General features: G+C 71.5%; 12 protein-coding genes and 1 tRNA gene. 10 read left to right on the top strand and 3 right to left on the bottom strand.

What is annotated here, in order from left to right; genetic code table 11:
• Positions 1-7: 7 nt before the first annotated feature.
• The gene (serA, locus tag PX701_RS05850) at positions 8-1,597 is read left to right on the top strand and encodes a phosphoglycerate dehydrogenase (RefSeq protein WP_231430657.1); all 1,590 of its coding nucleotides are present in this window, start codon (positions 8-10) and stop codon (positions 1,595-1,597) included.
• A gap of 203 nt (positions 1,598-1,800) precedes the next feature.
• Here the strand turns inward: serA and PX701_RS05855 are convergent, their stop codons facing one another.
• The gene (locus PX701_RS05855; protein ID WP_231430658.1) at positions 1,801-2,367 is read right to left on the bottom strand and encodes a TetR/AcrR family transcriptional regulator; all 567 of its coding nucleotides are present in this window, start codon (positions 2,365-2,367) and stop codon (positions 1,801-1,803) included.
• Positions 2,368-2,479: 112 nt separating this feature from the next.
• Here PX701_RS05855 and PX701_RS05860 point away from each other — a divergent pair, with 112 nt between their 5' ends.
• Complete coding sequence (locus PX701_RS05860) at positions 2,480-4,090, top strand: MFS transporter (protein WP_275505748.1); 1,611 nt, start codon at positions 2,480-2,482, stop codon at positions 4,088-4,090.
• 104 nt (positions 4,091-4,194) lie between these two features.
• Here PX701_RS05860 and PX701_RS05865 read toward each other — a convergent pair whose 3' ends face one another.
• Positions 4,195-4,455 carry a DUF6458 family protein gene (locus PX701_RS05865; RefSeq protein WP_231430660.1) on the bottom strand — a complete coding sequence of 87 codons (261 nt, stop codon included), beginning with the start codon at positions 4,453-4,455 and terminating at the stop codon, positions 4,195-4,197.
• 141 nt (positions 4,456-4,596) lie between these two features.
• Between PX701_RS05865 and PX701_RS05870 the strand changes: the two genes are divergently transcribed.
• From PX701_RS05870 to PX701_RS05890, 5 genes are all read left to right on the top strand, one after another.
• Positions 4,597-5,667, top strand: a complete 1,071-nt coding sequence (locus tag PX701_RS05870) for a 3-isopropylmalate dehydrogenase (protein ID WP_275505749.1) — start codon at positions 4,597-4,599, stop codon at positions 5,665-5,667.
• A 39-nt stretch (positions 5,668-5,706) separates the two neighbouring features.
• The gene (locus PX701_RS05875) at positions 5,707-6,822 is read left to right on the top strand and encodes a branched-chain amino acid aminotransferase (RefSeq protein WP_231430662.1); all 1,116 of its coding nucleotides are present in this window, start codon (positions 5,707-5,709) and stop codon (positions 6,820-6,822) included.
• Complete coding sequence (locus PX701_RS05880) at positions 6,819-7,310, top strand: GNAT family acetyltransferase (protein ID WP_275505750.1); 492 nt, start codon at positions 6,819-6,821, stop codon at positions 7,308-7,310. Before PX701_RS05875 ends, PX701_RS05880 begins: the two co-directional genes overlap by 4 nt.
• Before the next feature lie 145 nt (positions 7,311-7,455).
• A complete protein-coding gene (locus PX701_RS05885; RefSeq protein ID WP_275505751.1) occupies positions 7,456-8,229 on the top strand; it encodes a fumarylacetoacetate hydrolase family protein in 774 nt (257 codons plus the stop codon).
• A 12-nt stretch (positions 8,230-8,241) separates the two neighbouring features.
• Positions 8,242-8,763 carry a group III truncated hemoglobin gene (locus tag PX701_RS05890; RefSeq protein ID WP_275505752.1) on the top strand — a complete coding sequence of 174 codons (522 nt, stop codon included), beginning with the start codon at positions 8,242-8,244 and terminating at the stop codon, positions 8,761-8,763.
• Here the strand turns inward: PX701_RS05890 and PX701_RS05895 are convergent.
• Positions 8,729-9,784 carry an aminotransferase class V-fold PLP-dependent enzyme gene (locus PX701_RS05895; RefSeq protein ID WP_275505753.1) on the bottom strand — a complete coding sequence of 352 codons (1,056 nt, stop codon included), beginning with the start codon at positions 9,782-9,784 and terminating at the stop codon, positions 8,729-8,731. The genes PX701_RS05890 and PX701_RS05895 overlap by 35 nt on opposite strands.
• An 81-nt stretch (positions 9,785-9,865) precedes the next feature.
• Here PX701_RS05895 and PX701_RS05900 point away from each other — a divergent pair, with 81 nt between their 5' ends.
• The 3 genes from PX701_RS05900 to PX701_RS05910 all read left to right on the top strand — a co-directional run bounded on the left by PX701_RS05900 (position 9,866) and on the right by PX701_RS05910 (position 12,667).
• On the top strand, positions 9,866-10,813 hold the full coding sequence (locus tag PX701_RS05900; protein WP_231430667.1) for a LysR family transcriptional regulator: 948 nt from the start codon (positions 9,866-9,868) through the stop codon (positions 10,811-10,813).
• A 53-nt stretch (positions 10,814-10,866) separates the two neighbouring features.
• Positions 10,867-12,381, top strand: coding sequence for a glutamate--tRNA ligase (gene gltX, locus PX701_RS05905; RefSeq protein WP_275505754.1), 1,515 nt, complete (start codon positions 10,867-10,869; stop codon positions 12,379-12,381).
• A gap of 214 nt (positions 12,382-12,595) precedes the next feature.
• Positions 12,596-12,667 (top strand) — tRNA-Gln (locus PX701_RS05910).
• Positions 12,668-12,950 lie beyond the last annotated feature (283 nt).

Here is a 12,950-nt window from a genome sequence, read left to right on the forward strand (position 1 = left end):
ACCGTTCGTGTCAAAGCCGGTCGTGCTGATCGCCGAAGAACTCTCGCCCGCCACCGTCGACGCCCTCGGGCCCGACTTCGAGATCCGCAAGGTCGACGGTACCGACCGTCCGGCGCTCCTGTCGGCGCTCGCCGATGCCGCCGCCGTCCTCATCCGTTCGGCCACGAAGGTCGACGCCGAGGCCATCGCCGCGGCGCCGAACCTGCGGGTCGTCGCCCGTGCCGGCGTCGGCCTCGACAACGTCGACGTGAAGGCGGCCACGACGGCCGGCGTCATGGTCGTCAACGCCCCGACGTCGAACATCATCTCGGCCGCCGAGCTGACGATCGGCCACATCCTGAGCCTCGCCCGCCACATCCCGGCCGGGCACGCCTCGCTCTCGGCGGGGGAGTGGAAGCGCTCGGCCTACACCGGCACCGAGCTGTACGAGAAGACCGTCGGCATCATCGGTCTCGGCCGCATCGGCGCGCTCATCACCGCCCGCCTGCAGGCGTTCGGCGTCGAGGTCATCGCGTACGACCCGTTCATCACGTCGGCGCGCGCCCAGCAGCTCGGCGTGCAGACGGTCTCGCTCGACGAACTGCTCGAGCGCAGCGACTTCGTCACGATCCACATGCCGCGCACGCCCGAGACGGTCGGCATGATCGGCGCAGAGCAGCTCGCCAAGATGAAGAACACGGCGTACATCGTGAACGTCGCCCGCGGCGGCCTCATCGACGAGCAGGCGCTGCACGACGCCCTCGTCTCGGGCGAGATCGCGGGCGCCGCGCTCGACGTCTTCGTGCAGGAGCCGCCGAAGGAGTCGCCGCTCATCGGCCTGCCGAACCTCATCGCGACGCCGCACCTCGGCGGGTCGACCGATGACGCGCAGGAGAAGGCGGGCGTCTCGGTCGCGAAGTCGGTGCGCCTCGCCCTCGCCGGCGAACTGGTGCCCGACGCCGTCAACGTCGCAGGCGGCGTCATCGACCCGTACGTTCGCCCCGGCATCCCGCTCGTCGAGAAGCTCGGGCAGCTGTTCTCGGGCCTCGCCCACGGCGCGCTCACGAGCCTCGACGTCGAGGTGCGCGGCGAGCTCGTCGACTACGACGTGAGCGTGCTGAAGCTCGCGGCGCTCAAGGGCGTGTTCACGAACGTCGTCTCCGAGACCGTGTCGTACGTCAATGCGCCGCTCCTCGCCGAGCAGCGCGGCGTGCAGGTGCGCCTCATCACCGAGGCCGACAGCCCCGAGTACCGCAACGTCATCACGCTGCGCGGCGCACTCGCCGACGGCACCCAGGTGTCGGTCGCGGGCACGCTGACCGGCCCGAAGCAGGCCGAGAAGCTCGTCGGCGTGAACGGCTACGAGCTCGAGGTGCCGATCGCGACGACGCACATCATCATGGAGTACACCGACCGCCCCGGCATCGTCGCGGTCTACGGCCGGGAGTTCGGCGAGGCCGGCATCAACATCGCCGGCATGCAGATCGCCCGTCGCGAGGCCGGAGGATCGGCGCTCAGCGTGCTCACGGTCGACTCGCCGGTTCCGGCCGACGTGCTCGACCGGGTGCGCGAGGCGATCGACGCGACGCTGTTCGTCGAGATCGACATCACCGAGTAGGTCGATTCACCGCCCGGATGCCTCGGCGCTGCGCCCTCGCGGGCGTCGCGCCGAGGCATCCGTCGTTCTGGGACGTTGCAGGAGCTGCGGTCGGCGGGTGCGTATGCGGTGGTGCCGGCCGGAATGTCCTGTGACGTCGCCGGCTGAAGCGGATCCGGTCGATCCTCTCGGAGCGTCGCGCCGACGCCGGGGGCGACCTGCTGTCAGCGGGTGACGAGGCGCTCGAGCAGGGCGACGAGCGCCGTCAGCTGCTCGGCCGAGACCGACCCGGTCGCGGCGGCGGGGAGGTCGACGCCGACGGCTTCTGCGCGGAGGGCCGCCCGATGGTAGAGGCCGTCGCCCAGGAGGGTGACGGCGAGGGCGAGCGTCGGGTCGCCGACGTGCCGCGTGATGGTCTCGATCCAGCGGGTCTCGGCCTCGTCGAGTGCGCGCCCCGCCTCGCGATCGCCGCCCTGGGCGAGCCGCAGCGTCGCCACGAAGGTGTGGTCGAGCGGGGTCTCGATGTCGAGCGAGGAGCGCAGGAAGTAGGCGATCGCGCCGTCGGGCGCCTCGTCGATGCGCGTCAGGTCTTCGTCGACGAGGCGCAGCAGGCGCTCGATGAGCCCCGCGACGAGGGCCTGCTTCGAGCCGAAGTGGTAGAGCAGCCCGCCCTTCGAGACGCCGGCGGCGCGGGCGGTCGCGTCGATCGTCGCGGTGCGCTCGCCGTCGGCGATGATGAGCCGTTCGAAGGCGTCGAGCACCGCTTCGCGGGCGGCGGGTGGGCGGGCCATGGCTTCATTCTCCCTGAAACGGCGGTGATCGCGTGCTGGGCGAGGCGGCTGCCGCGACGTCGGCGGATTCTGTTACTATACCAGCCAGACGGTATAGAAACTGAGTGAAACCATGACCGACCAGACGGCCACCACGACCACGAACCAGACGAACGGCCGGCCGCGCGCCGTGCCCGAGGCATCCGCCGCGGCCGCCGCCACCCGCGCCCGGGCCGCGGCCCGAGCCGGCCGAGCGCCGCGCCGCGCCTGGCTCGCCCTCGCGGTGCTCATGCTGCCGGCGCTGCTCGTGTCGATCGACAACACGGTGCTGAGCTTCGCGCTGCCCGAGATCTCGAGCGACCTCGCGCCGACCGCCGCGCAGCAGCTCTGGATCATCGACGCCTACCCGCTCGTGCTCGCCGCCCTGCTCGTCGCGATGGGCAGCGCCGGCGACCGCTGGGGCCGTCGCCGCATGCTCATGATCGGCTCGATCGGCTTCGCGGCCGTCTCGGTCGGGGCGGCCTTCGCGCCGACCGCCGAACTCCTCATCGCGGCGCGTGCCGCGCTCGGCTTCTTCGGCGCGATGCTCATGCCCTCGACGCTGTCGCTGCTGCGCTCGATCTTCAGCGATCGCGAGCAGCGGCGTCTCGCGATCGCGATCTGGGCCTCGGCGTTCGCCGCGGGCAGCGCGCTCGGACCGCTCGTGGGCGGCGTGCTCCTCGAGCACTTCGCGTGGGGTTCGGTGTTCCTGCTCGCGGTGCCCGTGCTCGTGCCGATGCTCGTGCTCGTGCCGCTGCTCATCACCGAGAGCCGCGACCCGAGTCCCGGTCGCATCGACGTCTGGAGCATCCTGCTGTCGCTCGCGACGATGGCGCCGATCGTGTTCGGCATCAAGCACCTCGCGACGGAGGGCATCGACGTCGTCGGCCCGCTGTTCATCGTCGGCGGGCTCCTGGCCGGCTACCTGTTCGTGCGGCGCCAGCTCGCAAGCGACGCCCCGATGCTCGACGTGCGCCTCTTCACGGTGGGGCCTTTCGGCGGCGCCGTGCTCGTGAACCTCCTGAGCGTCGTGTCGCTCGTCGGCTTCCTGTTCTTCGTTTCGCAGCACCTGCAGATCATCGCGGGGCTCTCGCCCGTCGAGGCGGGGCTCGCACTCCTGCCCGGACTCATCGCGATGATCATCTCGGGCCTCGTCGTCGTGCCGATCGCACGTCGCGTGCACCCGAGGGTGCTCGTGCCCTCGGCGCTCACGCTGTCGGCGGGCGGCTACCTCGTGGTGGCGTTCGGCGCTTCCGACGGGTCGACCGGGGCCGTGATCGTCGCGTTCACGATGCTCGGCATCGGGATCGGCATGGCCGAGACCGTCTCGAACGAGCTCATCCTCTCGAGCGCGCCGCCCGCGAAGGCGGGCGCGGCGTCGGCCGTCTCGGAGACGGCGTACGAACTCGGCGCGGTGCTCGGCACCGCGGGCCTCGGCAGCATCATCGCGGCGCACTACGCGAGCGCGATCGAACTGCCCGCCTCCCTGACGGCGGCCCAGGCGGATGCCTCGCGCGAGACGCTCGCAGGCGCGGCGGCCGTCGCGAGCGAGCTGCCCCCGGCGCAGGCCGACGCGCTCATGGGCGCCGCGGCCGTCGCGTTCGACGGCGGCGTGCTCGTGACCTCGCTCATCGGCGTCGGCCTCATGGTCGCCGCCGCGGTCGTCGCGGCGGTCACGCTGCGCAACCCCGCGCAGCACGACTGAGCGCCGGCCGCCCGGGCGGACGCCCGGGCACGCGACGGGTCGCGCGTGCGTCGGGCGCCCGCACCGGCTCGGCGGCGAGGGTGCGGCGGGTCACGCCGTGACGATCAGAGCGTCGGGTCCTCGGGCGTGGAGTTCTCGGCCCGAGTCATCCGGTCTCCCGTCGTGGGGTCGACGCTCGTGTGCGACGTCGCGATCGTCCGGCGGCGCCGGACGAGCAGGATGATCCCGATCACGATGATCACCGCACCGGCGGCCATCAGGATGTAGCCGACGAGTTGCAGGTCGATCCAGTCGACCGTGACATTCAGGGCGTACGTGAGGATCGCGCCGATGACGACGAGCACGATACCGAGTCCCAGACTCATTGCGTCCTCCCTTGTTCCGCGACGGCCGTGGGCGGACGCCGCCTCGATGAGCATCCCGTCAGGCGACGGGTCCTCGTCATAGGGCTGAGCGTAGCGAGGTACGGCACTACGCTGGAGGGGCTGGTGCGAGAAGGAGAATCCATGGTACGTACGGTCAAGCTCGCGGTCATCCCCGGAGACGGCATCGGCCCCGAGGTCGTCGCCGAGGCGCTCAAGGTGCTCGACGCTGCGACGGCCGGGGGCGACCTCGCATTCGAGCAGACGCCGTTCTCGCTCGGTGCCGCGCGCTACCTCGAGACGGGCGACGTGCTGACCGACGCCGACCTCGACGCCATCAAGGCGCACGACGCGATCCTGCTCGGCGCGGTCGGCGGGGTGCCGGGCGACCCGCGGCTGGCCGGCGCCAACATCGAGCGCGGCCTGCTGCTGAAGCTCCGCTTCGAGCTCGACCACTACGTGAACCTGCGCCCGAGCGTGCTCTACCCGGGGGTCGTGAGCCCGCTCGCGAATCCCGGCGACGTCGACTTCGTCGTCGTGCGCGAGGGCACCGAGGGCCCGTACGTCGGCAACGGCGGGGCGATCCGCGTCGGCACGCCCGCGGAGGTCGCGAACGAGGTCTCGGTCAACACCGCGTACGGGGTCGAGCGCGTCGTCCGCTACGCGTTCGCCGAGGCATCCCGCCGCCGCAACAAGCTCACGCTCGTGCACAAGACGAACGTGCTCGTCTTCGCGGGGTCGCTGTGGAAGCGCACGGTCGACGCCGTCGCCGCCGAGTTCCCCGATGTCGCGGTCGACTACCTGCACGTCGACGCGGCGACGATCTTCCTCGTCACCGATCCTGCTAGATTCGATGTCATCGTCACGGACAACCTCTTCGGCGACATCCTCACCGATCTGGCCGGCGCAATCAGCGGCGGCATCGGACTCGCAGCCTCGGGCAACATCAACCCCGACGGCACGTTCCCGAGCATGTTCGAGCCGGTTCACGGTTCGGCTCCCGACATCGCCGGGAAGGGCATCGCCGACCCGACCGCCGCGATCGGCTCGGTCGCGCTCCTGCTCCGCCACCTGGGCGAGACGGATGCCGCGACCCGCGTCGAACGGGCGATCGCCGACGACGTCGCCGAGCGCGGCGACGCCGCACGGTCGACCAGCGAGGTCGGCGACCGCATCGCCGCCCGCATCGCGGCGACGGTGCCCGCGAATTCGTAGCAACCGCATCCCATATCCGCATCTCTGAGAGAGGGCGCCATGACCATCGACCTTCCGCTCCAGGCCCCGACCGCCGCCGGGCTCATCTGGCAGACCATCCGCAACCCCGAGGCGAAGTCCGACGCCGAGCGCGAGGCGATCCTCGCCGCTCCGGGCTTCGGCCAGCACTTCACCGATCACATGGTCGACGTGTGCTGGAGCGAGAAGGGCGGCTGGCATCGGCCGCGCGTCTCGCCGTACGGTCCCATCCAGCTCGACCCCGCGGCCGCCGTGCTGCACTACGCGCAGGAGATCTTCGAGGGCCTCAAGGCCTACCGTCACGCCGACGGCTCGATCCAGACCTTCCGCCCGCAGGCGAACGCCGCGCGCATGCAGCGCTCGGCCCGCCGCCTCGCGCTGCCCGAGCTGCCCGAGTCGATCTTCCTCGACTCGCTCGCCCAGATCATCTCGGTCGACGGAGCGTGGGTGCCCTCGGCCGACGAGACGAGCCTGTACCTGCGTCCGTTCATGTTCGCGAAAGAGGCGTTCCTCGGCGTCCGTCCCGCGAAGAAGGTCGCGTACTACCTCATCGCGAGCCCGGCCGGGGCGTACTTCCCTGGCGGCGTGCAGCCCGTGAACATCTGGCTCTCGACGAACTACGCCCGCGCCGGCAAGGGCGGCACCGGTGCCGCCAAGACCGGCGGCAACTACGCGTCGAGCCTGCTGCCGCAGGCCGAGGCGTACGAGAAGGGCTGCCAGCAGGTGCTCTTCCTCGACGACGAGCGCAACCTGGAAGAGCTCGGCGGCATGAACGTCGTGCTCGTCACGCGCGACGGCCGGCTGCTGACCCCCGAGTCCGACTCGATCCTCGAGGGCATCACGCGCGACTCGATCCTGCAGCTCGCGCGCGACCGCGGCATCGAGGTCGAAGAGCGCAAGATCTCGATCGACGAGTGGCGCCGGGGGGCCGAGTCGGGCGAGATCATCGGCGCGTTCGCGTGCGGCACCGCCGCGGTCGTCGTGCCGATCGGCAAGCTGCTCGCGGACGACTTCGAGATCGTGCACGAGGGCGACGCCGCGACGGAGCTCGCGATGTCGCTGCGCGACGAGCTCACGGGCATCCAGTACGGCCGCGTCGAAGACCGTCACGGCTGGATGGTGCGGCTCGACGCGTGACCGAGGCGTCCTCCTCCTCGTCGGCGCCTGCGGATGAGACGGTGACGGCCGGATCGATCGCGATCCGGTCGTTCGCCGTCGGCGACACCGAGGCGGTGGTCGCGCTCTGGCGCGCAGCGGGTCTCGTGAAGCCGTGGAACGACCCCTACCTCGACGTCGAGCGCAAGCTCTCGGTGCAGCCCGAGCTGTTCCTGGTCGCGGTGGCCGGCGATCCCGCCGCCGGCCGCGTGGTCGGCACGGCGATGGTCGGCTACGAGGGGCACCGCGGGTGGGTCAACTACCTCGCGGTCGCCGACCCGGCCCGCGGCACGGGACTCGGGCGTGCGCTCATGGACGAGGCCGAGCGCCTGCTCATCGAGCGCGGCTGCCCCAAGCTCAACCTGCAGGTGCGCACGTCGAACACCGAGGTGATCGCCTTCTACGAGCGGCTCGGCTACGTGATCGACGACGCGGTGAGCCTCGGCAAGCGGCTGATCCCCGACGGCTGAGGCGGTCGGGCCGCTGCGTCGCCCCGCCGGCGTGCCCGGTGGTCGGCACGCTCATCGAGTCGCCGAAGCATGCTCTTCTTCGCATCATGAGCAGCACTGTTCGGCGACTCGGCGGGCGAAGACCCGCGCCGATAGGCTTGACGTCATGAAGATCGCGCGGTTCACCCACGGTGAGACCATCTCGTTCGGCGTCGTCGACGAAGAGGAGCACGAGCTCGTCGTGTTGAAGGCCGACCCGATGTTCGCCGGCTACGAGCCGACGGGCGAGCGGGTTCCGCTGACCGAGGCGAAGCTGCTGGCGCCCGTGATCCCGCGGTCGAAGGTCATCGCGGTCGGCAAGAACTACCGCGACCACGCGGCCGAGATGGGTGGCGAGGCGCCGACTGAGCCGCTGCTCTTCCTGAAGCCCAACACGTCGGTCATCGGCCCCGGCGACGCGATCGTGCTGCCGAGGCAGAGCGAGCAGGTCGAGCACGAGGGCGAGCTCGCGGTCGTCATCGGCCGCATCGCGAAGAACGTGAGCGAGGCCGACGCCGACCAGGTGATCTTCGGCTACACCATCGCGAATGACGTCACCGCTCGCGACCTCCAGCGCCGCGACGGCCAGTGGACCCGCGCGAAGGGCTTCGACTCGTTCTGCCCGCTCGGCCCGGTCATCGACACCGACGTCGACTTCGCGGCCGGCACGATCGAGACCAGCGTCAACGGCGAACGCCGCCAGGACGGGCGACTGGCCGACCTCGTGCACTCGGTGCCCGCGATCGTCGCGTACGCCTCGAGCGTGTTCACGCTGCTGCCGGGCGACGTCATCCTCACGGGCACGCCCGCGGGCGTCGGCCCGATCGTCGACGGCGACACGGTCGAAGTCACGATCTCAGGGCTCGGCAGCCTCTCGAACCCGGTGCGCGCCGCGCAGTAGGCGAGTCGGGGCATGGGTGCGGCGAGCGGGGAGCGGCGAGACATCCGCGACCGCGACGATCTCGCCGCGCTGATCGGGGCGTTCTACCGTCGTGCGTTCGCTGACCCGCTCATCGGCCCCATCTTCACCGACGTCGCGCACATGGACCTCGACCACCACCTGCCGATCATGTGCGACTTCTGGGAGACGGTGCTGTTCGACACCGGTGCCTACCGCCGCAACGCGCTCGCGCTGCACGTCGCGGTGCACGCGAAGGCGACGCTCGGCGCACCCGAGTTCGATCGCTGGCTCGAGCTGTGGAACGCCGAGGTCGATGCCCGTTTCGCCGGCCCCACCGCCGGACGGGCGAAGACGCAGGCGCAGCGGATCGCCGCATCGATCCGGCGACGCCTCGAGGGCGGATCGGGCTCGAGGCACGAGACCATCACCACTCGCGAACGCCTCGAGGCGGCGGGCATGATCGATGCACCCGACGGCTCGGGCGCCGATGCCGAGCGGCTCAGCCGACGCCGAGCGGGCTGCGTGAGCCGGTGACCGCGTCGGCGGCGAGGGCGACATCCTCTTCGTCGTTCCAGAGGTGGAACGCGACCCGCGCCCGACCTGCGCGCCCCGACGCGACGAGCCCGGCCGCGGTCAGCGCGGCGAGGTCGCACCCGGTCTCGTCGGGCCAGGTCACGATGGCCGAGTCGGATGCCTCGAGCCCGAGCCGCTCGCGGAACGCGTTCGCGAGCCCGACATCGTGGCGCCGCACCGCCCGCAGGTCGAGCGACGCGGCGAACCCGAGCGCCGCCTCGGCGCCGGCCCAGGCATGCCACGCGGGGGAGACCTCGAACCGGCGCGCGCCCTCGGCGAGGTGCAGCTCGGGCCCGTAGCACGACGCCCACGGGTCGGCACCCGAGTACCATCCCGCGGTGTGCGGGGTGAATTCGGCGACCGCGCGGTCGGAGAACGCCGCGAAAGCCGCACCGCGCGGTGCGCCGAGCCACTTGTACGCGTGGCAGACGACGAGGTCGCCGGCGACCTCGTCGGTCGGCATCCAGCCGGTCGCCTGGGTCGTGTCGACGAGCGTCAGCGCGCCGGCCGCCCGGGCGGCAGCGGCGATGGATGCCTCGTCGGCGACCTCCCCGGTCGCCGACTGCACGAGCGAGTAGGAGACGAGCCAGGTCGACGTCGAGATCGCGTCCGCGAGGGCGTCGAGCGGCACGTGGCGCACTCGGAGGTCGCCCCGGGCGAGGAATGGTGCGACGACCGACGAGAAGTCGCCGTCGACGCAGAGGATCTCGGCACGGGCCGGCGCCGACGCGGCGGCGAGCCCGGCGAACACCGAGACTTGCGAGCCGGTCGCCACGCGCTCGGCCGCGGTGCCGAGCAGCGCGGCAGCGTGACCGCGCGCCCGCTCGAGTGTCGCCGAGTAGTCGGCGGCGCTCGCGGTGCCGGTGGCCCACCTCTCCAGGTCGCGGCGCACGGCGTCGCGGGTCACATCGGCGGGAAGTCCCAGCGTGCAGGCGGCCAGATAGCCGCGGCCGGCGGCGAAGCGGTCTCCGAGTTCGAGCATGCCTCCAGCCTCGACGTCCGAGAATCATTCGACAAGGCCCAGTGATCGATGATATGCATAACGTCCGATTATGATTACGGCATGTCGGACGCCTCGATCGAAGCCCTCGCCGCCGCCCTCGACCTGCAGACCGTGCGGGTCGTGCGCCGCATCGCCGAGCACGGCTCGCTCACGGCCGCAGCTGAGGCGCTCGGCTACAGCCAGCCCGCCGTGAGCCAGCAGCTGCGCCGCTTCGAGGAGCGCACCGGCATCGCCCTCGTCGAACGCGTGGGCCGAGGCATCCGCCTCACCCAATCGGGCCGGGTGCTCGCCCGCCACGCGAACGCCGTCGCGACCGCGCTCGAAGCGGCCGCGGGCGAGCTCGCCGAACTCCGGGGACTCCGCGCCGGACGAGTGCGCCTCGTCGCGTTCCCGTCGGCGTCGGCCACGCTCGTGCCCCGACTCATCGCCGCCCTCGCGGCCGAGCATCCCGGCGTCACGGTGACCTACGTCGAGGCGGAGCCCCCCGAGGCCGTCGCCGCCGTGCGCGGCGACCGGGCCGACGTGGCGATCACCTTCAGCTACCCGGGCGACCGCGACGACCCTCACCGGGCGAGCGCGCGCGGTCTCGACGTGCGCAGCTACGGCGACGAGCCGATGCGGCTCGTGCTGCCCACGGGGCATGCGGCCGCGGCATCCGAGACGATCGATCTGGCCGAGCTGGGGGAGGAGCCGTGGATCGCGGGCTGCCCGCGGTGCCGCGGCCACCTGCTCGAACTCGCCGGCGCCGCCGGGTTCACGCCGCGCATCGCGTTTGAGACCGACAACTTCGTCGCCGTCGAGGGCATGGTCGCGCAGGGGCTCGGCGTCGCGCTGCTGCCGGCGCTCGCGCTCGCCGCGTCGCCGAGGCATCCGGGGGTCGTCACGCGGCCGACGGCCCGCGCCGACGTGCGGTCGCTGCATCTGGTGACCGCCAAGGGCGCCGACCGGGTGCCCGCCGTCGCGGCGGCGCTGTCGGCGCTGGCCGCGCTGGCGGGTCACGAGGGCTGAGCGCGCCACCCCGGCACCGCGAACCCACCGCCCGCGTCGGTACCATTGAGCCGATGTCCGATTCAGCTCACCCCGTCACCCAGGCCACCGGCAGCGACATCCGTGTGCGCTTCTGCCCTTCACCGACCGGAACCCCGCACGTGGGTCTCGTGCGCACCGCCCTCTTCAACTGGGCGTACGCGCGGCACACCGGCGGCACGTTCGTGTTCCGCATCGAAGACACCGACGCCGCGCGCGACAGCGAGGAGAGCTACGAGCAGATCCTCGACGCGCTGACCTGGCTCGGCCTCTCGTGGGACGAGGGCGTCGGTGTCGGCGGCCCACACGAGCCGTACCGCCAGTCGATGCGAGGCGACATCTACGCCGGCGTCATCGAGAAGCTGAAGGCGGCCGGCCATCTCTACGAGTCATTCTCGACCGCCGAAGAGATCGACGCCCGCAACGAGGCCGCCGGCCGGCCGAAGCAGTTCGGCTACGACAACTTCGACCGCGACCTGACGGAGCAGCAGCGGGCCGCGTTCCGAGCCGAGGGGCGACAGCCCGCGCTGCGCCTGCGGGTGCCCGAGGTCGAGCTCGGCTTCGACGACCTCGTGCGCGGACGCATCGACTTCCCGGCGGGTTCGACCACCGACTTCGTGCTCGTGCGCCCCAACGGCGCCCCGCTCTACACGCTCGTGAACCCCGTCGACGACGCGCTCATGGGCATCACGCACGTGCTGCGCGGCGAAGACCTGCTCTCGTCGACGCCGCGCCAGATCGCGCTCTACCGCGCGCTCATCGACATCGGCGTGACGACGTTCATCCCGCGGTTCGGCCACCTGCCCTACGTCATGGGCGAGGGCAACAAGAAGCTCTCGAAGCGCGACCCCGAGTCGAACCTGTTCCACCACCGCGACCGCGGGTTCATCCCCGAGGGGCTGCTGAACTACCTGGCGCTGCTCGGCTGGGGCTTCTCGGCCGACCGAGACGTGTTCAGCCGCGACGAGCTCGTCGCCGCGTTCGACGTCGAGAACGTCAACCCGAACCCCGCGCGCTTCGACCTCAAGAAGGCCGAGGCGATCAACGGCGACCACATCCGCCAGCTCTCGGCCGACGACTTCGCAGCCCGCACCGTGCCGTACCTGCAGGCCGCGGGCGTCGCCTCGACGCCGATCTCGGCGGCCGAGGAGTCGGTGCTCGCCGAGGCGGCCCCGCTCGTGCAGGAGCGCATCGCCCTGCTGGGCGAGGCGCCCGGCATGCTCGGCTTCCTGTTCACGGATGCCTCGGGGCTCGAGTACGACGAGGCCGCCGTCGGCGGGCTGCCGGCCGACTCTTCCGCCGTGCTCTCGGCTGCCCGCGACGCCCTCGACGCGCTGCCCGCCTCGGCCTGGAACACCGCCGAGATCGAGGAGGCGCTGCGCGCCGCCCTCATCGACGGTCTCGGGCTGAAGCCCCGCGTGGCCTTCGGCCCTGTGCGCACCGCCGTCTCGGGCCGCCGCGTCTCGCCGCCGCTGTTCGAGTCGATGCAGATCCTCGGCAAGGTCGACTCGCTCGCGCGCATCGACCGCCTGGCGGCGCTCGTCGGCTGACGCTCGTATTCGTCGGTCGAGCAGCGCGAAGCGCGTATCGAGACCACGAGTTCCGGGGGTGCTCTCCCGCGATCTTCACCGCTTTCGCGGCACGGATCTTGCGGAGCTGCACCCTCGGAACCCGGCACGATCGGGTGAGACCGGCTCAGTTTGGCTGCGGCGGGCGGGTAGGCTACAGTTGACTCTCGGCCCGAGAACCTCGGTTTCGGGCCATTGGGGTATGGTGTAATTGGCAACACGGCTGATTCTGGTTCAGTTGTTCTTGGTTCGAGTCCAGGTACCCCAGCTTCGAGATACCCCCGCCTGAGCGGGGGTTTTCGCGTTCCCGGGGCCTCGACCGGGCCAGGATGTCCGTGTGAGGAAGTCCGCAGGCCAGGTCGACGCGAACGTTCACCACCGAGTGCGATCACGCATCGCACACGTGATACGGCCGCTCAGGCGACTCCAGCACCAGGGCCCGCGCCTCGCCGGCGCGGCAGGTCGCCCGGGGCTGTGGGCGAGCGCGTGACCTAGGGCGTGTCTCCTAATGCGCCTGCGGCATGATGTGGATGTGGAGCGCCTCGTAGACC

This window comes from Agromyces chromiiresistens (assembly GCF_029167465.1).
GTDB lineage: Bacteria > Actinomycetota > Actinomycetes > Actinomycetales > Microbacteriaceae > Agromyces > Agromyces chromiiresistens.